We start from the raw sequence: 19236 nt of genomic DNA, 5'->3' as shown, positions 1-19236 counted from the left end.
GGGGTTGGAAACTTCTTGCGAAGACAGGGGAAATAGAGAACGGGAAATCAGTACGCCAGCGGGTGCGCAGCGGCTGGTGCCCAGCTCAGCTGCACGGTCTCGCCTACGGTGTAGGGCTGTTGGGCAAAGGTGGCTTCGGACACCATCACCGAGATCTCGGCCGTGGTGTGCGCGGTGTGGGCGACGCCGGGGTTTTGCAGGCCCAGCAGCACATAGGTGCCTTGGTACTCCACATCGGTGATCACGGCGCGCTTGGTGTGTGGTGCGTCGGTGTTGGCGCTGGTGGCGGGGGTGACCTGCATCTGGTCGGTGCGCACACCAATCTTGCCGGCTGGGGTTTCCAGCACGTTGTGGCCGCCCATGAAGCGCGCCACAAACTCGCTGGCTGGCTTGTTGTAGACCTCGTGCGGGCTGCCCACTTGTTCGATGACGCCGTGGTTCATCACCACCATGGTGTCCGCCAGCGCCATGGCTTCTTCCTGGCTGTGCGTCACGTGGATGAAGGTCAGGCCCAGTTCCTTTTGCCAGCGGCGCAGCTCGGCGCGCATCTGGATGCGCAAGAAGGGGTCCAGTGCGGAAAGGGGTTCGTCCAGCAGCAGCACGCGCGGCTGGGTAATCAGGGCACGCGCCAACGCCACGCGCTGTTGCTGCCCGCCCGACAACTCGGCCGGTTTGCGGTCTGCCAGGTGGCCCATGGCCACGCGCTCCAGCAGATCCTGCGCCTTGGCATGGCGCGCCAGCTTGTCCACGCCCTTCATCTTCAGGCTGAAGGCCACGTTGTCCAGCGCGCTCAGGTGCGGGAAGAGTGCAAAGCTCTGGAACATCATGGCCGTGCCGCGCTCGGCGGCGGGCAGGTCGGTGATGTTGCGGTTCTCCAGCAGGATGTCGCCACTGCTGGCCGACTCGTGCCCCGCAATCATGCGCAGCGTGGTGCTCTTGCCGCAGCCCGATGGGCCCAACAAGCAGCAATAGCTGCCGCTGGCAATGCGCAGGTTGATGTTGTCCACGGCAGGCTTGCCCTGGGCGTAGCGTTTGCTCAGTCCAACCAGCTCAATGGCCGCGGCCTGCACGGGGGTAGTGGCGTTCATGCCCAACCCTTACGCAAAGCCTGTGCCAGCTTTGTACACAATGTTTTTGGCACTTTGTGTACAAAATGCACCCGTTTTGTGCGATGCAGCACACCAAGGGCGCAAACCGGTGCGCGCGGCTTTGGTGCGGGCAAGCCAGCGTTGGCTTGCCATTTGGGTGCCAAATGTGCTGCTAGCGCTTATGGATATTGCGCGAACAGCTATCTATTTGATAGTAACTAGCTCTTCATTTTGCAGGTGCTGAAGCCGAAGATGGCATACGGTGGGCACCAACCCATCAGGCCGGTGGCCAGGGGCACTGCGCCCAGCCAACCCCACCAGCCCACGGTCCCGGTGGCAGCCAGGCCGATGAGAACAGCGCCAGCGCCGATACGGACGATGCGGTCAATGCCGCCAACATTTGCTTTCATGGAGTCACTCCTTGGTTGCGATGGAGTGATTGGACGCCCGGGCGGCGCTGGTGTCTGTGACCTAAGTCACACAGGGGGTGGCAGGCCGCTGGCCAGGGCGCGCAGGGCCGCGCTGCGCTGGATATGGATGTGCTCGCGGCCCAGGGCAATCCAGCCCTCCCGCTCAAACCGGCGCAACAGGCGCGTCACCATCTCGCGCACCGTGCCCAGCTCGTCGGCCAGGGTTTGGTGCGACAGGTGCAGGTCTTGCCCCCGCCCCAGCAGTGTGGCCGCCAGGCGCTGGTCCAGTTTCTGAAAGGCCACCGCGTCCACCAGGCTGGTGAGTTCGGCCATGCGCTCGGCAAACAGGCCCAGCACCAGCGTGCGAAAAGCAGGTTCCGCCAGCCATTCCTCAAACAACGTGGGTGGAATCATCAGCAAGGTGCTGGCCTGCGTGCTCGTACCGTCGGCCCCCAGCGGCAGCCCGCGAAACAGGCTGGCACTGCTCACCAGGCACAACTCGCCGGGAAGCACCCGGTACAGCTCCAGACTGCGCCCGTCACCCGAATGGCAGGCCACCCGCACCTCCCCCGCCAGCACCAATGGAAAGCCCTGGCAGGGCGCGCCTTGCGCAAACAGCTGCGTACCGGCGGGAACCGACACCGCCTGCGCTTGCAGTGCCTCCAGCGCTGGGGCCAAAGGCTGTAGGGTGGGATACAGGGTGAGCAGGTCGGTGTGCATGGTTAGGCATCATATCGGCCTCCAATGCTTATGGAATATGCGCGAGCAGCTACTGATTTGATAGCTATTCACGTATGTTTGAAGCGGACTTGGGGCCTAAAATGCGCTCCATCTCTGCGCCAACGTTCCATGAACCTTCTTTTTGTCTGTAGTCGCAATCAGTGGCGCAGCCCCACCGCCGAACAGGTGTGGCGCAAGCACCCCGGCCTGTCGGTGCGCTCCGGCGGCACCAGCCGCAACGCCCGCCATCCAGTGTCCGAAGCAGACATCTTGTGGGCGGACGCGGTGTGCGTGATGGAGGACAAACACGCCTCCCAGCTCAAGGCCAGCTTTCGGGAGTTGCTACAGGGCAAGCCCCTGCACGTGCTGGATATACCCGACGACTACCGCTACATGGACCCGGAGCTAGTGGAACTGGTGCGCAGCGGGGTGGCGGGGATCTTGGGACTGGACTGAGCCCAGACCAGCAGTGGCAGTTCCTCCAGCAGCGCAGCTCGTTCCCGCTTGGGCAAAGGCCGCAGCCCGGCCGCCACCCACTGTGCGCGTTCCAGGTTGATACTGCCGCGCGCCTTCCAGCGCTGGGCTTCCAGGGCCGGGTTGTGCAGCATGGCGGCCAGCCAGACGGCCTGGGCAGCGGTGAGCTGGTCGGCGCGTTTGCCAAAGTAGGTGTGGGCCGCGGCCTGCGCGCCACAGACCGTGGCGCCCCAAGGTGCGTGGTCCAGGTAGAGGCGCAGGATGCGCGCCTTGCCCAGGGTCTGTTCCATCTCCACCGCGTAGAGCAGTTCGCGCAGCTTGCGCACGGGCGAGCGCTCCCCGCCGGTGACCAGCAGCTTGGCCACTTGCTGCGAGAGTGTGCTGGCCCCGCGCGGCGGGCGAGCTGCGCGTCCAAGGACTTGCAAGGTCGCGTCTTCCACCTGGTTGCTGCGCAGGGCCTTGCCCATCTCCACCAGGTCGTAGCCGGGGTGCTCATAAAAGCGCTGGTCTTCGGCGGCCAGCACGGCGCGGGCCAGCAGGCTGTCGGCGCGCACATTGGCGCGCGTCATGGCCACAGGCAGGCTGCGGTTGCACTGGCTTTGCGCCTGCGCCCAGGCTTCGGTGCCCAGGCCTTGTACGGCCATGCCGCTGATGCGGGGCCGCACCGTCAGCGTCTTGCTGGGAAGGTCTAGCGTGGCCTTGAGGGAGAACGTGCCATCGATCTGCGCGGTCGCCACTTCGGGGATGGCGCTGGCAAACAGTGCATAGCCATCGGCTACCGGCGTGTCGGGTACCTCAATGTGGAGCGTGATGCCGGTGGGGCGCAGGTTGCCGCGCCACGTGGCGTTGACCGCCCCGCTGTGCAGCGTACCGCGCAGCTCGGTGGCGTTGCGGCGCACGGTCATGCGGGCTTCTTGCAGGCGGATGGGTTCGCCACCCCAGCTGCTGCTGCGCAACGTGCAGGGTTGGCAGCGCAGGCTGAGCTGTTGGCTGGCCTCAATCCAGCTCAGCTGCACTTCGCCCAGGCGTGTGGGCAGGGTGCGGCCATGCAGCTGCCGGGCAATCCAGGGCGTACTGCCCCACTGCACCAGCGCGGCCACACCCACGTCCAGGCTCACCGGCCCGGCCCGCAGCGTGGTGGCCCAGTCCCCCGGCGCCGGGCGCAACAGTGCGCGCGCCGTGAACAGCAAGGCGCCTAGGCCCAGCATGGCCAGCACCACCGTAATGAGCAGAACCCGGGCCGCAGCCCCAAGCCAAGTACGCACAGCATCTTCCTTCCTGAAACCTAGCCGCCTTACAGCGGCGTTGCCACCGTCACGGCTTTCCACGGACCCGTGGACTGGCCGGCCACCGAAGCCCAGTACCAGGCCGAGGTATCGGTAAAGCCCTGCCCTTGCGCGTCCTCGATGCGCTCGCACACGCGCACCGCCTGGCCGCCCTTGTCCGCCACAAAGCAGCGCCAGCGCGTCTTGTCGGCCTGCTCCTCCAGCTGTTCATTGCGGATGCGGTAGCCCAGACCGCGGTAGCAGTCGGTGGCGGGGTGCAGCATGCGCGTAGGCTGGTTCACAGTGCGCAGCACCAGCACCTGGCGGTCATCGGTCAGGCGCGCAACAGTGCCGGGGAAGTGGCGGGCGAAACGTGCCTCCACCTCACTCAGCGCCAAGGGGCGCAGGGGCGCGCCTTGCCATTTGGTAGGCAACTCCACGTGGGTGGTGTTGGGGTCGCGCATGGTGTCCTGCCCGGTGAGCGCCTGGGCAATGCCCCACACCGCACACAGTGGCAGCACGGCAGTCCACAGGGTCTTGTGCAGCACGCGGTTTAGAAAGCGGTTTTCCAGAAAGTTCATGCTGTTGCGCGCTCCAAAGAACCGGTGCGGCCCATGGCCCAGGCAATGCCACCGCACACCGTGGCCAACACCAGCAGGCCCACGGCGTCATGGCCCCAGCCGGGGAAAGCAATGCCCGAGGCCTGCAGCGCCACCAGCACCGTGTTGCGCAACACATTGCCCAGCAGCACCAGCACCCCCACCACGGGCAGGCGCAGCAAAAAGGTCTTGTTGCGCTGGCTGGTGGCCAGCGCCACCACACAGGCCGTGAAGTAGCCCAGCCATGCCATCTGCACGCCCGAGCAGGGCGCATCCACGATGACCAGTTGCCCGTTCACCACCAGGCTGCTGCCGGTGCGCTCCACGGTGTGGGCGATGGACAGCAGCCAGCGGCTCAACTCCGCCGTCACCACGCGCAGCGGAAAGCCCGCATAGAACTGCAGCGAGGCCAGTAGCGGCAGCGACAACACCGACAGGCCGAGCACCGGCGCCGTGGCCACGCGCGCTGGCAAGAAGGCGATGAGCCCGGTCGCGATGGACAGCAGGCCGATGAGCGCCACCACCAGGTCCGGCAGCTGCTGGTGCAGCGCCGTGGTGAGCACCGCGCCAGTGAGCGCCGCTGCCTGAAAGCCCAGGCGCGGCGCGGCGCGCAGCTGGCGGCGGTGTTGCCACAGCAGCCCGCCCAAGGCCGCCAGGGCCAGCAGCCCCAGCGGGTCGTCTGAGCCGTCAGCCATGCGTTGGCCCATCCACCACCAGGTGGGCCACAGCGCCAGGGCCAGCAGGGCCAGCCAGCGCCATTCGGGGGCGGTGTCGATGGCGATGCCGAAGCGCACAAAGCGGGGCATTTGCAGAAGGCGGGACAAAGCCATGGCGATTCCCGTTCAACTGGTGAAGTGGTGGGCGCGGCGCGTAGCGCGGTGGCGGCGGTGCGCCAACATGGCCAGCACACTCAGCGTCAGCAGCATGGCGCCCCAGGTGGCGGGCTCGGGCGTGCTGGGCACTTCAGCGCCCAGGGCCGAGTTCTCCACACCTTGCGGCAGGGGCGAAGGCTGGTTCACGCTGGGGGCGTCTGCAGGCGCCTTGTTGCGGACCACCTGGTCTACCGCCAGAAAGCTGGTGTACTGGGTGAGCAGGCTGTACTTCAGGCCCAGGTCGGTGATGGCGTCCTTGGCGGCACTGCCGCCTTCCAGGGCTTCCTGGTCACTCAGCGCAGCAATGCGGTGGCGGGCCCAGAGCTGGCGTAGGGCGGCAGTGTCGGTCACATTGCTGGCGTTGATGGGCATGCTGAAGTGCAAGGGGCCGTTGGCCGAGTTGCCGTCCACCACCAGCGTGCCCTTGGCCTCACCGCGCCATTTGCCAAACACGATGAGCGGGCGCTGGGCCAGCAGGTCGGGCAGCTGGCGCGGCTCCACGTCGTACACGTCCAGGCCTTCAAAGCGCGCTTTTACGTTGGTGAGCACGGGGGAGTCGATCATTTGGCGGAAGCGTTTGGCTTGTTCGGCCGCTTGCTCGGGTTTGGTGATGATGAAGGGTTCGCCCATGCCCGCACGGGCCAGGCCTTCCATGAGGTGGCGGTTCACGCTGGAGCCGATGCCGAAGGAAAACACGTTGGCGCTCGACAGGTTGTTGCGCACCAGTTCAAAGGCTTCGCGTTCCACGGTCACATAGCCATCCGTCACCACCACCACGGTGCGCGAGGTGTCGGCGTTCTTGGGTTGGGCGTACACGCGCTTGAGCGCGGGGATCAGCTCGGTGCTGCCACCGCCGCCTTCTCTGTCGATGGTGCGGATGGCCTGGTCAATGTTGGCCTTGGTGGCGGGCACCGACGTAGGGTTCAAGAAGCTGTTGCTGCCCGAAAACAGCAGCACGTTGAAGGTGTCGCTGGGGCGTAGGCCGCCAATCAGCTCGCGCAACACACCCTTGGCCGTATCCAGCGGAAAGCCGTGCATGGAACCCGAGATGTCCACCACAAAGATGTACTCACGCGGCGTGATGGCCGTGGCAGGCGGGGCCTTGGGCGGCTCCACCATGGCGAGGAAGAAGTTTTCGTCCTGGCCCTTGTAAAGCATCACGCCAGTTTCGATCTTGTCGCCCGCCAGGCGGTAGTCCAGGATGAAGTCACGGTTGTTGGTCGGCTCTGCGGTGGGCAACAAGCCCACCACCGTGGCGCCACCCTGCTCGGTGTAGCTGCGGATGGTGTGCGAGCTGGAGCGTACTTCCTTCACGCCAATGGGTGTGTTCAGCGACACGTGGATGTCAAACGCAGGCGCCGCGGCACTGGTGGGCGTGTTCTGGCCCTGGGGCAGATAGGGCTGGGCCACCCAGGTGGCCTTGGCTTGGCTGCCTGAACCTTGCGTTGTGGGGCTGTTGTAGCGCGGGCCCACCACGGTGGGGAAGACGAACTGGTACTTGCCATCCGTGGGCAGCAGCAGTTCGGTGTAGCGCAGCTCCACCTTCACGTCGTCGCCGGGCATGATGTTGGCCACGTTCATCTGGAACACATTGGGCAGGTGCTGCTCCAGCAGCGCGGCGGTCTTGCCCTCGGCCTTGGCCGCGTCGTATTCGATCTTGGCCTGTTGTTTCTCGCGGATCTTGGCCGTGATCAGGCGGTCCGCCAGGCGCACGTTCATGCCGTACACGGCAGCGCGTGTGGAGCCGGGGAACACGTACTTGGCTTCGATGGCGCGTTGGCCTTCGTTCTTGTAGGTCTGCACCACGGTCACGTCGGCAATCACGCCGCTGACCTTCACGTTGACTTGGGTGGATTTGAGCGGCAACTGGTCCACGCCAGGGTTGTCGCTCTTGATGAAGAAATAGGGGCTCTCGGTCTTTTGGCGCGGTGTCGCGTCGCGGTCCTGCGCTTGGGCTGGCGGGCTGATGGTCAGCGCCACAAAGCAGGCGGCAGACAGCGCGGTGGTGGCCAGCCAGACCCAGCGCGAGCGGCGCGCGGGGGGCTCAGCAGAGGCGGCATGGTGGGCCGGGTGGGTAGCAACAAGTGCCATGGGGCTTCTCCAGTCGGCGTGCGGTATTGCACGGTGGAGAGAGCATCCCGCCCGGGGGAGAAGTCAGTTTGAAGGGGTTGGGGGCTTGTGTGAAGCCTGTGTGAAATGGGGGTGAAAAGGATTTGATTCGCACCTAATAAAGGTGTATCGAAAATATGTCCCCAATACTATTCATCTTGAAAATCAACTTCCGGAAAATGGCGCTCAAGCAGGATCCGCATTGCCGGATCGTTGCTATTGCGTTCTCTGTCATTTGCTTCTTTTTTTAAATTTCGCCCCCGCCAGTCTTGAAGACTTATGTTGGGTTTGTAGCGGCACAGAACATCCAAAGCCGTTAGGAATTCTGGTGTCCCGCTGCGGGTATACATTGCCGCAGTAGTCCCGTTCTTGTCTTGCGCGTTGATGTTTGCTCCCGCAGCAAGAAGGCTTTCCATGCAGGCGTAGAACTTCCGATTTGTCGCCCACATGAGTGGCGTGACTCCCCCATCACCATTATTTAGTGGTTCATCGGGGCTTTTCCCCGTTGCTAAAAGTGATTGAACTATCTGAAGATTTCCTCTCATGGCCGCATGAGCGAGTGCGCCATCCCCTGCGAATGTCCCTCCGCGCCGAATCAATGCAAGTGCTAGATCTTGTCTATCAGCAGCAATGGCTGCAACTAGAGGCGTTTCGCCCCATTTCCCACGGGCGCCGTGCAATCGTCTGGATGTAGCAAGACGTAGTGCCTTGTCGTCATGACCTTGCTCAATGGCCGCGAAGATGGGCGATCGAAAGACTTGTTTCGACCGACCAATTGCGGAATCAATGATCTGCCTAAAAGCAGGGATCTCAAGTGAGAATGTGCGCCATCCTGGGATTTTGATGATGTAAATGGATGGCATAGGTACTTGGAGGTAAATGTTGTTCGGCTCTTTGCAAGAATTAGTCCATTCTGCGAGGCAGCCACAGTACAGCGTATGCCCCAGAGCCTTGGGTTTCAGGCCGATTCCCCAGCTCTACCCTGCCCCGGTGCAGCGAAGCAATCTCCTTCACAAAGCTCAGCCCCAACCCCGTGCTCTTCTTCTTGGAGTGCGGGCGCGCCAACGAATAGAACTTCTCAAACACCTTGTCCTGCGCGTAGCTGGGGATTCCAGGCCCTTGGTCGCGTACGGTGATCTGGGCCCAGCGGCCTTGCACTTGCAGACCGAGTTCGATGGTGCCGCCTTCAGGGGAGAAGTCCAGCGCGTTGTCCAGCAGGTTGCTCACCGCGCGGCGCAGCAAGAAGGGGTCGGCCTCTACCGTGGCATCCGCTTGTGCCTGCACGCTGATGCGGATGCCGCGTTGCGTGGCCACGCCTTGGGTGGCCAGGCTCAGCTCTTCCAGCAGGGGACGCAGCGCGACGGGCTGCACGTTGTCCAACACGCGGCGGGTTTCCAGTGCGGTGAGTTCCATCATGCGGTCCACCATCTCCTGGATGCGCTGGGTTTCGCGTTGGATGTTGGTGAGAAAGCGCTGGCGCTGGGCTTCTTCCATGGGCTCTTGCAGCAACTCGGCCGCGCCGCGAATGGCGGAGAGCGGGCTCTTCACCTCATGCGTGAGCGTCTGCACATAGTCGGCCACGTAGTTGCGCCCGGCCAGGGCATCGCGCATTTCGTCGTAGGCGGCGCGCATCAGGTCCCAGCCGCGGCGTAGCAGGCGGGCTGGGTGGAAGCCTCGCTGGGCCTTGATATAGCGCGCGTAATCGGTAATCAGCCCAAAGGGCCGCACCAGCCACATGGACACCATGACGGCCAGCACCAGTACGGCCAGCACCGAGATGAGCCCCGCATACAGCGTGCGGCTGCGTGCAGCGGCCACGAACTGGCCGAAGGTTTGCACCGGCTTGCCCACGGTAACCGCGCCAATGATTTCGCCGCTACCCGCACCCTGCGCGTTGCCGGTCCAGCGGACGGGGGCGGCCATGTACATGACGGCCGAGTTGGGGTCGCCCGGAATATCCAGCGTGGTGCGGGCGCCGTATTCGCCCTTGAGCGTGAGCTGCACATCGCGCCACTGAGAGAAGTCTTTGCCCTGCGATTGGCCAGTGGAGTCGAACAGCACGGTGCCGTTGCGGTCGGTCACGTAGGCGCGCAGTTCCACCTTGGTTTTGTTGACGCTGAATATTTGTGCGCTGAATTCGCGGGCGTATGCCGCTTTGAACAGGTTGTCCATCCGCGCCGTGTCGATGGCACCGTCGCGCACGTCTTGCTCTATCAAGGTGGCCAGCAGTTGCGAGGTTTCCACCAGCGATTCTTCGGCGGACTCGCGGTAGCGTGGGTCCAGATCACTGACCACGCGGTAGAGCACGGCGGCCATGCCGATTGCGTAAATCAGCAGCAGGCCAAAGAAGATGCGGCTTCTCTTGCTCATGCAGGTTTCGCGGGCAGTTCTTCGTTCAGCGCGTAGCCCGTGCCGCGCAGCGTGCGGATGGGCTCCAGCGTGGGGGCGACGGCCTTGAGCTTGGCGCGCAGGGTTTTGATGTGGGCGTCCACCGTGCGGTCAAAGCTGTCGTTGTCGCCGCCCCAGACTTGCAGCAGCAGTTCGTCGCGTGTGAACACGCGGCCGGGCTTTTGCACCAGCAAGCGCAGCACGCCGTACTCGTAGCGCGACAGCTCCAGTGCCTTGCCATAGAAGCGGATCTGGTGGCGTTCTTCGTCCAGCGCCCAGATGGCGGGCGCGCTGACGGGCGCCGCTGGTGCAGGCGCAGGCACGGGGGCGGTCACGGGCCGCGCGCTGCGGCGCAGGATGGTGCGCACGCGGGCCACCAGCTCGCGCGGGGAGAAGGGTTTGGCGATGTAGTCGTCCGCGCCCAGCTCCAGGCCGACCACGCGGTCGATCTCGTCGCTGCGCGCGGTGAGGAACAGCATGGGTACCTGGCTGCCGCCGGGCAGGGCCTGCAGGCGGCGGAAAAGCTCAAAGCCGTTGAGGTCCGGCAGGCCCACGTCCAGCACGGCCAGTGCAGGAGGCTCGGCGGCGAACAGGCGGATGGCCTCTTCGGCGGTGCTGGCCCACACCGGGGCAAAGCCGTCGGTGGACAGCACGTACTGCAGGGTGTCGGCAATGCCGGATTCGTCTTCGACGAGAAGGATGCGCGGTTTCAGGGCCATGGGGCGCATTGTGGCGCAAAAATGGCCTCTAGCCCCCGTCGAATGTGCGCAAGCAGCTATCAATTACATAGCGTTTCGTGGACTAAGTGGTGGTGCCCGCCAAGTCGTCCAGGATGGGGCAGTCCGGCCGGTCGTCCCCATGGCAGCAGTCCAGCAGGGTGGACAGCGTGCGCTGCATGGCCTGCATGGCGGCGATGCGCTCACTCAACTCGTCCATGCGCTTCTGGGCGATCTTCTTAACGTTCGCGCTGGCCCGGCGCTTGTTTTGCCACAGGCCCACTAACTCGCCAATCTCGGCCATGGAGAAGCCCACGTCGCGGCAGCGCTTGATGAAGCGCAGAGTGTGCACGTCAGTGGCGCTGTAGAGCCGGTAGCCGCTGTCGGTGCGGTTGACCGTGCCCAGCAGGCCCAGCGATTCGTAGTGCCGCAGCATCTTGGCGGACACCCCGCTTTGGCGCGCCGCCTCGCCAATGTTGACCGGCTGGCTGGACACTTGGGCAGGCTTAGGCTGCGACGGCATAGCCTTCTTCTGCAATGGCGTGGGCCAGGGCTTCGCGGGGCTTGGTGGATTCCACCTCCACCAAGTTCAGGCTGCGGTCAATCTTCACCTGCGCTTGGGCGTCCACTTCCTGGATGGCGCGGGTGACAGCCTTTTCGCAGTGGCCGCAGGTCATGCCGGTGACGGTAAAGGTTTGGTTCATGGCAACTCCTTGTTTTCAGTGAATGCAGGAATTGTGAACCTTGCCATGGTGGGAGGGTCAAGTGCTTTTGCAAAAAAGCTGTTGCTGTGCCAAGGTCCATGTTCCCGCGTAAGCTGACCGTTCAATTCAATGCAAACGAAGAACCTCATGGAAATTCGGAACGCGACAGCAGAAGACGCGCCTGCCATCAGCCGCCTCATTGGCAGCGTGGCCCGCTTTTTCACGCTGCAACCGGATGGCGCAGGGGCAGAGGACTTTCTCAAGACAATCTCGCCCGAATCTGTCGCTGGCTACCTGACCGATCCGCGCTTCGCCTACTTCAAGGCAGAGCAAGACGGCGCCCTGGCCGGTGTGGTGGCGGTGCGTGACGCCAGCCACCTCTACCACCTGTTTGTGGACGCGTCGTGCCAGCGCCAGGGCCTGAGCCGCCAGCTGTGGGACCATGCCCGTGCGGCGGTGCGGGACACCAACCCCGGCTACTTCACGGTCAACTCCACACCCTATGCCCAGCCGGTGTACGAACGCTTCGGGTTTGTGGCTACCGGGCCGCGCGTAGAGACCAAGGGCATTGCCTTTGTCCCCATGCGTTTGACCATCGCTTGACCTTCCCACTATGGCAAGCCTTACGCTTGCACCATGAGTAGCGAAACCTCTCCCCTCGCGACCACCTCTACCATCGATATCGGCATCGGGGCATGACCAGCGTCATTGAATGTGATGCGGGTGGAAAGGCCCTGAAGTAAATGCTGGCGTGGACAGCGCCGTGGTGAACCCGGCTGCGAATACCGCCCGCAGTGCCGTGAATGTAGGCAAAAGTTTTGTGGGAAAACCCTTGTCAATTTGCCTACTCAGAATGAGGTTGACGTGCCACAATGAAATGGCACCTTGGGCTGCATTCGGGTTCGAGATGCACATTCCGACCTTTCACTAGCAGGAGATTCCCATGTCAAAGAGCTTTTTTCAATGTTCGCAACCGGTGCCTCCATGGCGGTGCTGTGCGCCGGTGCGTGGAGTGCTGAGGGCGGCGCGACGCGAGACGATGCGATGAAGATGGTGAAGGCCGGCGTGGCTGCCATCAAGGCAGAGGGGGCAGACAAGGTGTATGCCGAGATTACCGGCAAGGACAAAAAGTGGATCAAGGACGACCTGTATTTGGTGGTCTACAGCCTAGAGGGGAAAAACATGGCGCATGGTGCCAATCCCAAGCAGGTGGGGCTCGACCTTATTGGGATGAAAGACATTGACGGAAAGGCCTTTATCAAGGAACGCGTTGAGTTGGGCAAATCCAAACCCACCGGCTTTTGGCAAGACTACAAGTTCACCAATCCGGAAACAAAAAAAATAGAACCCAAAGAGATGTATTGCGAGAGGCTTGCTGAAACCATTGTGTGTGGCGGCATTTACAAGTAACGGGTAGGTGGCCGGTGTTGCCAAAGCGGCAACACCTGTTTTCAACGTCTTGCATCTGAGGTCCCTATGAAATTACGCCAAAAGCTGCTGATCCCTCCCATTCTTACTGCGGTGATTTTGTTGGGTCTGTCGCTGTTCAGTACGTGGCTTTTGCAAAAAAGTCGCATTGAGACCGAGGAACGAGTTGCAACAGTAATAGGTGCATTGGGCGTGTTTACTGGTACACAAGACCAGATAGGGCGTGTTCACGCGTCGGCTTACCGTACGGTGACGCTGGCAGCTTCGTTGGACGAAGCCAAGATTAAGGAAGTGAAGGCAGACATTGAAACCCAGGTGGTGGCAATCACGCGCGCCATTTCGACAGCGGCTGAGATCGCCGGCGAAGACGAGGTGGCCGACAAGGCCTTGAAGGGCGTTAAAAGCCAATTGAAGAACTATGTCGCGCAGACTACGCAAGCGCTTGACCTGGCCAGTTTTGATCCGAACACCGGAGCCGTGGCCATGCAGCAGGCGGATGCCACTTTTGCCGAGGTGGGCAAGTCGCTGGGCAGCATCGTCGCCCGGCTGGACGCTCAGCTTACCGATAGTCTGACGAATTCGCGTGAGCGGGCGCAGGGCATGAGCGTTTTGTTCTCGGTATTGGGTTTGTGCTTGGCGGGCGCTGTCATCGCAGTGGCGGCGTGGATGCAAAACCAGGTCGTGCGAGAGTTGCACCGTGCAGTGGCTGTAACCAACGATGTGGCCAGTGGCAATTTGCAGGTTGACACAGGCAGCAGCAAAGCGGATGAGGTCGGCGACCTCATCCGGGCGTTGGGCCGGATGAGTACGCAGCTGAGTCAGGCGATGAGGGAGGTGTTGAACAGCAGTAATTCCATTCGCCTTTCGAGTGCGGAAATTGCCAGCGGAACCCTGGATTTGAGCCAGCGCACTGAACAAGCAGCCAGTAACCTGGCCCGCACGGCATCCAGCATGCAACAGCTCACGGGCACCGTATTGCAATCTGCCGACTCGGCCCGCACGGCCAACACTTTGGCAGGGTCCGCTGCGCAAGTGGCCGCCCGTGGTGGTAGCCAGGTGGGGCAAGTGGTTACCACCATGGAGGACATCAACAGCAGCAGTCGCAAGATTGGGGACATCATTGGGGTGATTGATGGCATCGCATTCCAGACCAACATCTTGGCATTGAATGCCGCCGTAGAGGCCGCCCGGGCTGGCGAGCAGGGCCGTGGCTTTGCCGTGGTGGCCAGTGAGGTTCGCAGCTTGGCCGGGCGCAGTGCAGAGGCGGCACGTGAAATCAAGGCGCTGATTGGTGCCAGTGTGGACAAGGTAGAGGGTGGCAGTCGCCTGGTGGCAGCCTCTGGCCAGACCATGACAGAGATCGTGGAGTCGGTGCAGCGCGTGTCGGACATCATTGCCGACATCACCACGACCGCAGACGGCCAGGGCCATGAAATTCGTGAGGTCAACGCCTCTATTGCGGAGCTGGACCAGATGACCCAGCAAAATGCTGCATTGGTGGAGCAGTCGTCAGCTGCAGCCGATAGCCTGAAAGATCAAGCGATCAAGCTGGGGCAGATCGTGGCGACGTTCAAACTCCGCGAAGTCGAACTGACACGGGGTGAGCCTTTGCGCCTGCAGTAGCGCAGCGGCCACGATGCGGCTGCATTGGGGCTTGACCTTCCCACTAAGGCAAGCCTTACGCTTGCGCCATGAGTACCGAAACCCCCTCCCCTGCAACCACCTCCACCATCGATATCGGCATTGGCGGCATGACCTGCGCATCGTGTGTGATGCGTGTGGAAAAAGCCCTGAAGAAAGTGCCTGGTGTGGACAGCGCCACGGTGAACCTGGCGACCGAGTCTGCCCGCATTGCGGTGCATGACCCCGAGCTGGAGCCGCGCCTGCGCCGCGCCGTGCGCGATGCGGGCTATGAGCCGCTGGCCCCCAGCGCAGCGATTGACGCCGTGGATGTTTCGCCGTGGGCGGGCTTTGCGCCGGTGGGGTTGGGTCTGGCCTTGTCGGCGCCGCTGGTGCTGCCCATGGTGGGGGACCTGTTTGGCAAGGACTGGATGCTGCCAGCGCTGTGGCAGTTTCTGCTGGCCACGCCGGTGCAGTTCATCCTGGGTGCGCGCTTCTACAAGGCGGGCTGGCACGCCGCACGCGCGCTCAGCGGCAATATGGATTTGCTGGTGGCGCTCGGCACCTCGGCGGGTTGGGCCTTGTCCATGTGGCTGTGGTTGGGTCCCCAGTGGTTTGGCGCGCCCGACCATGCGGCCCACGTCATGCCTGCCATGGCACCCCATCTGTACTTTGAAAGCAGCGCCGTGGTGGTGACGCTGGTGCTGCTGGGCAAGTGGCTGGAGGCGCGCACCAAGCGCCAGACCACCGCCGCCATCCGTGCGCTGCACGCCCTGCGGCCCGACACGGCGCACTTACTGGGGCGCGATGGCGAGGTCGATGTGCCGGTGAATGAAGTGCTGGTGGGCGACAAGATTGTGGTCAAGCCGGGCGAGCGCTTTCCTGTGGATGGCACGCTGCTCGAAGGCCGCACCCAGGTGGACGAGTCCATGCTGACCGGTGAACCCTTGCCTGTGACGAAGGAAGTGGGCGCCAAGCTCGCCGGTGGCAGCATCAATGGCGAGGGCCGCGTGGTGCTGCAGGTGCGCGCGGTGGGGGTGGACACGGTGCTGTCCCACATCATCCGCCTGGTGGAAGACGCCCAGGCGGCCAAAGCGCCCATCCAGCGGCTGGTGGACCAGGTGAGCGCGGTGTTTGTCCCGGTGGTGCTGGTGATTGCGCTGGGTACGCTACTGGCCTGGGTGTTCACCGGCCACAGCGTGGAGACCGCGCTGGTCCACGCCGTGGCCGTGCTGGTGATTGCCTGCCCCTGTGCGCTGGGTCTGGCCACGCCAGCGGCCATCATGGCGGGCACGGGTGTGGCGGCCAAGCACGGCATCCTCATCAAGGACGCGCAGGCGCTGGAGCTGGCGCACACGGTGCGCGTGGTGGCTTTTGACAAGACCGGCACGCTGACCGTGGGCCAGCCGCGCTTGACCGCGCTGGTGCCCGTAGGCCTGGTGGACGACGAGGCGCTAGGGCTGGCCGCCAGTTTGCAAAGTGGTAGCGAACACCCGCTGGCCCATGCGGTCATGGCGGCGGCCAAAACCAAGAGCATCGAAGTACACGCCCCCACGGATGTGCAGGCGGTGCCCGGCCGAGGCACCCAAGGTGTGGTGGCTGGCCGCACGCTGCTGCTGGGCAGCCTGCGCTGGATGGCCGAGCTGGGCGTGGATGCGGCCCCCGTGGCGGCACGCGCCGCACAACTGCAGGCCGAAGGCGCCACCGTGTCCGCCATGGCGGAGCGCACGGACGCTGGCGTGCGGCTGCTGGCCCTGCTCGCTTTTGCCGACGAACCCAAGCCCGGCGCCAAAGAAGCGCTGGCCACGCTGAAGGCGCGCGGCATCCGCACGGTCATGATCTCGGGCGACAACCGGGGCGCGGCCGAAGCGATGGCGCAGCGTCTGGGGCTGGACGATGTGCGCGCCGAGGTGTTGCCCGGCGACAAGGCTGCGCAGGTGGCGGCGCTGAAGGCCGAGGGGCTGCCAGTTGCCATGGTGGGCGACGGTGTGAACGATGCCCCCGCGCTGGCGGCCGCCGATGTGGGCATGGCTATGGCTAATCCCAACGGCGGAGGTACCGATGTGGCCATGCACGCCGCCGGCATCACCCTCATGCGCGGCGACCCGCTGTTGGTGGCGGGCGCGCTGGACATCAGCCGCCGCACGGTGGCCAAGATCCGGCAAAACCTGTTCTGGGCCTTCGCCTACAACGCGGCCGGCATTTCGCTGGCCGCGCTGGGCTACCTTAGCCCGGTGGTGGCCGGCGCGGCCATGGCGCTGAGTTCGGTGAGTGTGATGACCAATGCCCTGCTGCTCAAGCGCTGGAAGCCGGATTAGTAATAAAATAGGCCTCTAGCCCCCATGGAATATGCGCAAGCAGCTACTTAATTTATAGCATCTCAAACTCCTAAACGGAATCTTGCCATGTGGATTGGTGACCTGTCTGAACGCAGCGGTGTGTCGCGCGACACGATCCGCTTCTACGAAAAGCGTGGCCTGCTGCAGGCGCGCCACCGCGATGCCGACAGCGACTACCGCGTGTACGACGCCAGCAGCGTGCAGCGGCTGGCACACATCCAGCAGCTCAAGGGCGTGGGCTTCACCTTGCAGGACATTGCCCGCTTGCTGGGGGGGGCCGACAGCGCCCCATCATGTGCCACGCTGCCCGCGCGCCTGGCGCAAAAGGTGTTGCAGCTGGAAACCCAAATGGCGCACATGAAAGCCCAGCACCAGGCGCTGCTGGCCGTGCAGCGCGCTTGCGATGGGGACTGCACCTCGGTTGACGGCATGCCCAGCTGTGTGCCGGGCAATGTGGCCTGCGCGGCTTGATACCGCGCAACGTGGTTTAGCGCGGGGCCTTGCCGTTCTCGCAGTCCAGATCACACGCAGGTGCCTGGCGCTTCTGCCACCAGCGCCAGGCCAGCAGAGCCGCCGTGGCGATGGCCAGAACCGCAGCGACAGGCTCCAGAAAGAAGGCCAAACCGGTGAGGGCGGTGGACCCCAGTGCCAGCGCCAACAGGGGCAGGGTGCAGCAGGCCACACAGGCGCTGCCCGTGAACCACGCCAAGGCGCGGGGAGAAATGGAAAAGCGGGGCATGGGAAAACCTTGTTGAGTGAAACAAGTCCCCACGCTAGGCCCTGGAGTGCACTCCAGGGTCAATAATCCTGTCGCGTTTCCCCATCGTTTCAAAGGACATTGCATGCACCCCCTGCTCACCACAATCGGCCTCTATGTGCTCACCGCCGTGGCCGAGATTGTGGGGTGTTACCTGCCCTGGCTGTGGCTGAACCAGCGCGCCTCGGTGTGGGTGCTGGTGCCTGCAGCGTTGGCTCTGGCACTGTTTGTCTGGCTGCTGACCTTACACCCGGCTGCTGCCGGCCGGGTCTACGCCGCGTATGGCGGGGTGTATGTGGCTACGGCGCTGGCCTGGTTGTGGCTGGTGGATGGCATCCGCCCTCAGTGGTGGGATGGTGTGGGCGTGGCCATCATGTTGGCGGGTGCCGCGGTCATTGCGCTGGCGCCGCGCCACTAGCGGCTGTGGCGCGCTAGAAGCTGTACTTGTTGCCGCAACCGGTTACGTGGTTCTTGCTGTTGCTCATGCACTGGTAAAACGACTTTTTGTTGCCGCTGGCCAGCTGGCAGTCGGTGAGCGTGACCTCGGACTTGGCCTGGCGCAGCTTGGCGGCCTTGGTGTCAAAGTCGCTTTGGTTGATGTAGCCGTCCTTGGCGTTCTTCTGGCCCACTTCCAACATCAGGTCGAACTGGTAACGCACGTTCTCCACCGCCACGCTGCAGTTCAGCGGCTCCTCCTTGGGGTCCACCTTTTGCAGGCCTTTGATCAGGCCCTCGCCCATCTCCTGCACGCCTTTGGGCACTTTTTTCGTGCCGTCGGCGTTGTACTCTGGCGTGGGCTTGACCTTGCCACTGTTGTTGCCGCCAAAGCCGCTGTTGCTGTGCAGCTTGAGCGCTTCGCCGCCTTTGTCGTTGACAGGGGGCTGGGAGCCGTAGTGGGTCTTGCCTTCGGCATCTACCCATTTGTAGACGCCCTGGGCACTGGCGGTGGAGGCACAAAGCAGGAGCGCTGCGGTGCAAAACAAAGGCGAAAGGGCGTTAGTCAGGCGCATGGGCGGAGCTTGGTGGTAAAAATTCATGGCAATGTTACCGGCCAACTGGCAGACGTGCTGCCGTCTGCGCGGACCACATACAGCCAGGCGATACCGGAAGAAAAGCCGCCCCGTTGCAGGGTGGCACTGATGCTGCCATCTTGCCACTGGGTAGCCACCTGCGGATTGCGCATGGTGCTTGCCTCCCAGGTGGCGGCATTGGCCAGTACCAGGCGTGCGCGGCTGGTGTCGAGGTAGTGGTCGTCATACCAGACGGCTACGCCGTCGGTGCTGTTGGGGTTGATCCAGTAGTCCATACCCACCACGAGGTAGCTGCAGTTCAGCAGCTGGCCGGGCTGTTAACCCCGGCGCCCCGGAGATGCCGGGAGACGCACCCCGCGCCACCGACCCGCGGGCCCCCAGCGCACCCAGGCCACCACCCCGCCGCCCCCCCCCCCGACCCCCCCCGCCGGGACCCCGGCCCCCGCGCCCCCCCCCACCCCCCCCCCCCCCCGCCCCCCCCCCCCCCCCCAGAGCCACGCGCAGCGCAGAACCCGACCCCCCCAAAGACGACAAGCGCCAGGAGCAGAAAAAGCACCAACGCACTAGGCACGGCCCCACGCACACACTACACCAGACTTTCGTTACACAAAATTCCGCGCCAGCCCCGCGCAACAAAAACACCAGCGCAGCCCCGCAAATCAACCGACCCACACTCCATCCACCAGTGGCAGGACGGAGTGGCCACAACGACGGGC

The 19236-nt window shown here is 63.7% G+C and carries 22 protein-coding genes; 7 read left to right on the top strand and 15 right to left on the bottom strand.

Features of this window, described 5'->3' with window-relative positions:
• Positions 1–47 precede the first annotated feature (47 nt).
• The 3 genes from U5O12_RS16125 to U5O12_RS16115 form a co-directional block, all read right to left on the bottom strand.
• Complete coding sequence (locus U5O12_RS16125; RefSeq protein ID WP_322579623.1) at positions 48–1088, bottom strand: ABC transporter ATP-binding protein; 1041 nt, start codon at positions 1086–1088, stop codon at positions 48–50.
• A gap of 218 nt (positions 1089–1306) precedes the next feature.
• Entirely contained in the window at positions 1307–1498 is a 192-nt protein-coding gene (locus U5O12_RS16120; RefSeq protein ID WP_322579622.1) for a DUF2892 domain-containing protein, read from the bottom strand.
• Positions 1499–1564: 66 nt separating this feature from the next.
• Entirely contained in the window at positions 1565–2218 is a 654-nt protein-coding gene (locus U5O12_RS16115) for a Crp/Fnr family transcriptional regulator (protein ID WP_322579621.1), read from the bottom strand.
• A 129-nt stretch (positions 2219–2347) separates the two neighbouring features.
• Between U5O12_RS16115 and U5O12_RS16110 the strand changes: the two genes are divergently transcribed.
• Positions 2348–2674: a phosphotyrosine protein phosphatase gene (locus U5O12_RS16110; protein ID WP_322579620.1), complete on the top strand. Its 327-nt coding sequence runs from the start codon at positions 2348–2350 to the stop codon at positions 2672–2674.
• Here U5O12_RS16110 and U5O12_RS16105 read toward each other — a convergent pair.
• The 9 genes from U5O12_RS16105 to U5O12_RS16065 form a co-directional block, all read right to left on the bottom strand.
• On the bottom strand, positions 2608–3957 hold the full coding sequence (locus U5O12_RS16105; protein WP_322579619.1) for a biosynthetic peptidoglycan transglycosylase: 1350 nt from the start codon (positions 3955–3957) through the stop codon (positions 2608–2610). The genes U5O12_RS16110 and U5O12_RS16105 overlap by 67 nt on opposite strands.
• Positions 3958–3986: 29 nt before the next feature.
• The gene (locus U5O12_RS16100; RefSeq protein ID WP_322579618.1) at positions 3987–4538 is read right to left on the bottom strand and encodes a hypothetical protein; all 552 of its coding nucleotides are present in this window, start codon (positions 4536–4538) and stop codon (positions 3987–3989) included.
• The gene (xrtQ, locus tag U5O12_RS16095) at positions 4535–5386 is read right to left on the bottom strand and encodes an exosortase Q (RefSeq protein WP_322579617.1); all 852 of its coding nucleotides are present in this window, start codon (positions 5384–5386) and stop codon (positions 4535–4537) included. The genes U5O12_RS16100 and xrtQ overlap by 4 nt, the downstream gene beginning before the upstream one ends.
• A 12-nt stretch (positions 5387–5398) precedes the next feature.
• On the bottom strand, positions 5399–7519 hold the full coding sequence (locus U5O12_RS16090; protein ID WP_322579616.1) for a VIT and VWA domain-containing protein: 2121 nt from the start codon (positions 7517–7519) through the stop codon (positions 5399–5401).
• A 167-nt stretch (positions 7520–7686) separates the two neighbouring features.
• The gene (locus U5O12_RS16085) at positions 7687–8400 is read right to left on the bottom strand and encodes an ankyrin repeat domain-containing protein (RefSeq protein WP_322579615.1); all 714 of its coding nucleotides are present in this window, start codon (positions 8398–8400) and stop codon (positions 7687–7689) included.
• Positions 8401–8440: 40 nt separating this feature from the next.
• Positions 8441–9907, bottom strand: coding sequence for a two-component system sensor histidine kinase CreC (creC, locus tag U5O12_RS16080; protein ID WP_322579614.1), 1467 nt, complete (start codon positions 9905–9907; stop codon positions 8441–8443).
• Positions 9904–10644 (bottom strand): two-component system response regulator CreB, encoded by a 741-nt coding sequence (creB, locus tag U5O12_RS16075; protein WP_322579613.1) that lies wholly within the window; start codon positions 10642–10644, stop codon positions 9904–9906. Before creB ends, creC begins: the two co-directional genes overlap by 4 nt.
• Before the next feature lie 82 nt (positions 10645–10726).
• The gene (gene cueR / locus U5O12_RS16070; protein ID WP_322579612.1) at positions 10727–11164 is read right to left on the bottom strand and encodes a Cu(I)-responsive transcriptional regulator; all 438 of its coding nucleotides are present in this window, start codon (positions 11162–11164) and stop codon (positions 10727–10729) included.
• Positions 11148–11345 carry a heavy-metal-associated domain-containing protein gene (locus U5O12_RS16065; protein WP_322579611.1) on the bottom strand — a complete coding sequence of 66 codons (198 nt, stop codon included), beginning with the start codon at positions 11343–11345 and terminating at the stop codon, positions 11148–11150. The genes cueR and U5O12_RS16065 overlap by 17 nt, the downstream gene beginning before the upstream one ends.
• Positions 11346–11474: 129 nt before the next feature.
• Here U5O12_RS16065 and U5O12_RS16060 point away from each other — a divergent pair, with 129 nt between their 5' ends.
• From U5O12_RS16060 to U5O12_RS16040, 5 genes are all read left to right on the top strand, one after another.
• On the top strand, positions 11475–11948 hold the full coding sequence (locus U5O12_RS16060; RefSeq protein ID WP_322579610.1) for a GNAT family N-acetyltransferase: 474 nt from the start codon (positions 11475–11477) through the stop codon (positions 11946–11948).
• 360 nt (positions 11949–12308) lie between these two features.
• Positions 12309–12755, top strand: coding sequence for a cache domain-containing protein (locus tag U5O12_RS16055; RefSeq protein ID WP_322579609.1), 447 nt, complete (start codon positions 12309–12311; stop codon positions 12753–12755).
• 66 nt (positions 12756–12821) lie between these two features.
• Positions 12822–14396, top strand: coding sequence for a methyl-accepting chemotaxis protein (locus tag U5O12_RS16050; protein WP_322579608.1), 1575 nt, complete (start codon positions 12822–12824; stop codon positions 14394–14396).
• A gap of 68 nt (positions 14397–14464) precedes the next feature.
• On the top strand, positions 14465–16711 hold the full coding sequence (locus U5O12_RS16045; protein ID WP_322579607.1) for a heavy metal translocating P-type ATPase: 2247 nt from the start codon (positions 14465–14467) through the stop codon (positions 16709–16711).
• An 87-nt stretch (positions 16712–16798) separates the two neighbouring features.
• Positions 16799–17203 carry a MerR family transcriptional regulator gene (locus tag U5O12_RS16040; protein WP_322579606.1) on the top strand — a complete coding sequence of 135 codons (405 nt, stop codon included), beginning with the start codon at positions 16799–16801 and terminating at the stop codon, positions 17201–17203.
• A gap of 16 nt (positions 17204–17219) precedes the next feature.
• Here U5O12_RS16040 and U5O12_RS16035 read toward each other — a convergent pair whose 3' ends face one another.
• Entirely contained in the window at positions 17220–17471 is a 252-nt protein-coding gene (locus U5O12_RS16035) for a hypothetical protein (protein ID WP_322579605.1), read from the bottom strand.
• A 103-nt stretch (positions 17472–17574) separates the two neighbouring features.
• On the opposite strand from U5O12_RS16035, the gene U5O12_RS16030 reads away from it, so the two are divergent.
• Positions 17575–17907 carry a YnfA family protein gene (locus U5O12_RS16030; protein WP_322579604.1) on the top strand — a complete coding sequence of 111 codons (333 nt, stop codon included), beginning with the start codon at positions 17575–17577 and terminating at the stop codon, positions 17905–17907.
• Positions 17908–17920: 13 nt separating this feature from the next.
• On the opposite strand, the gene U5O12_RS16025 is transcribed toward U5O12_RS16030, so the two are convergent.
• Positions 17921–18499: a DUF4124 domain-containing protein gene (locus U5O12_RS16025; RefSeq protein WP_416221511.1), complete on the bottom strand. Its 579-nt coding sequence runs from the start codon at positions 18497–18499 to the stop codon at positions 17921–17923.
• A gap of 23 nt (positions 18500–18522) precedes the next feature.
• On the bottom strand, positions 18523–18795 hold the full coding sequence (locus U5O12_RS16020) for a hypothetical protein (protein WP_322579602.1): 273 nt from the start codon (positions 18793–18795) through the stop codon (positions 18523–18525).
• Between the last annotated feature and the right edge of the window lie 441 nt (positions 18796–19236).

Source organism: Rhodoferax sp., from assembly GCF_034519335.1.
GTDB lineage: Bacteria > Pseudomonadota > Gammaproteobacteria > Burkholderiales > Burkholderiaceae_C > Allorhodoferax.
The sequence above is the reverse complement of the archived record's forward strand: the minus strand, read 5'-3'. Positions and strand labels throughout refer to the sequence as shown.

Excerpts from the sequence above, each read along its gene's own strand:
- creB (WP_322579613.1), bottom strand. The coding sequence starts at position 10,644 with ATGGCCCTGAAACCGCGCATCCTTCTCGTCGAAGACGAATCCGGCATT.
- xrtQ (WP_322579617.1), bottom strand. The coding sequence starts at position 5,386 with ATGGCTTTGTCCCGCCTTCTGCAAATGCCCCGCTTTGTGCGCTTCGGC.
- U5O12_RS16125 (WP_322579623.1), bottom strand. The coding sequence starts at position 1,088 with ATGAACGCCACTACCCCCGTGCAGGCCGCGGCCATTGAGCTGGTTGGA.
- U5O12_RS16035 (WP_322579605.1), bottom strand. The coding sequence starts at position 17,471 with ATGCCCCGCTTTTCCATTTCTCCCCGCGCCTTGGCGTGGTTCACGGGC.
- U5O12_RS16020 (WP_322579602.1), bottom strand. The coding sequence starts at position 18,795 with ATGGACTACTGGATCAACCCCAACAGCACCGACGGCGTAGCCGTCTGG.
- U5O12_RS16055 (WP_322579609.1), top strand. The coding sequence starts at position 12,309 with ATGTTCGCAACCGGTGCCTCCATGGCGGTGCTGTGCGCCGGTGCGTGG.
- U5O12_RS16085 (WP_322579615.1), bottom strand. The coding sequence starts at position 8,400 with ATGCCATCCATTTACATCATCAAAATCCCAGGATGGCGCACATTCTCA.
- U5O12_RS16100 (WP_322579618.1), bottom strand. The coding sequence starts at position 4,538 with ATGAACTTTCTGGAAAACCGCTTTCTAAACCGCGTGCTGCACAAGACC.
- U5O12_RS16045 (WP_322579607.1), top strand. The coding sequence starts at position 14,465 with ATGAGTACCGAAACCCCCTCCCCTGCAACCACCTCCACCATCGATATC.
- U5O12_RS16110 (WP_322579620.1), top strand. The coding sequence starts at position 2,348 with ATGAACCTTCTTTTTGTCTGTAGTCGCAATCAGTGGCGCAGCCCCACC.
- U5O12_RS16120 (WP_322579622.1), bottom strand. The coding sequence starts at position 1,498 with ATGAAAGCAAATGTTGGCGGCATTGACCGCATCGTCCGTATCGGCGCT.
- U5O12_RS16090 (WP_322579616.1), bottom strand. The coding sequence starts at position 7,519 with ATGGCACTTGTTGCTACCCACCCGGCCCACCATGCCGCCTCTGCTGAG.
- U5O12_RS16040 (WP_322579606.1), top strand. The coding sequence starts at position 16,799 with ATGTGGATTGGTGACCTGTCTGAACGCAGCGGTGTGTCGCGCGACACG.
- U5O12_RS16060 (WP_322579610.1), top strand. The coding sequence starts at position 11,475 with ATGCAAACGAAGAACCTCATGGAAATTCGGAACGCGACAGCAGAAGAC.
- U5O12_RS16065 (WP_322579611.1), bottom strand. The coding sequence starts at position 11,345 with ATGAACCAAACCTTTACCGTCACCGGCATGACCTGCGGCCACTGCGAA.
- U5O12_RS16115 (WP_322579621.1), bottom strand. The coding sequence starts at position 2,218 with ATGCACACCGACCTGCTCACCCTGTATCCCACCCTACAGCCTTTGGCC.
- U5O12_RS16050 (WP_322579608.1), top strand. The coding sequence starts at position 12,822 with ATGAAATTACGCCAAAAGCTGCTGATCCCTCCCATTCTTACTGCGGTG.
- U5O12_RS16030 (WP_322579604.1), top strand. The coding sequence starts at position 17,575 with ATGCACCCCCTGCTCACCACAATCGGCCTCTATGTGCTCACCGCCGTG.
- U5O12_RS16025 (WP_416221511.1), bottom strand. The coding sequence starts at position 18,499 with ATGCGCCTGACTAACGCCCTTTCGCCTTTGTTTTGCACCGCAGCGCTC.
- creC (WP_322579614.1), bottom strand. The coding sequence starts at position 9,907 with ATGAGCAAGAGAAGCCGCATCTTCTTTGGCCTGCTGCTGATTTACGCA.
- cueR (WP_322579612.1), bottom strand. The coding sequence starts at position 11,164 with ATGCCGTCGCAGCCTAAGCCTGCCCAAGTGTCCAGCCAGCCGGTCAAC.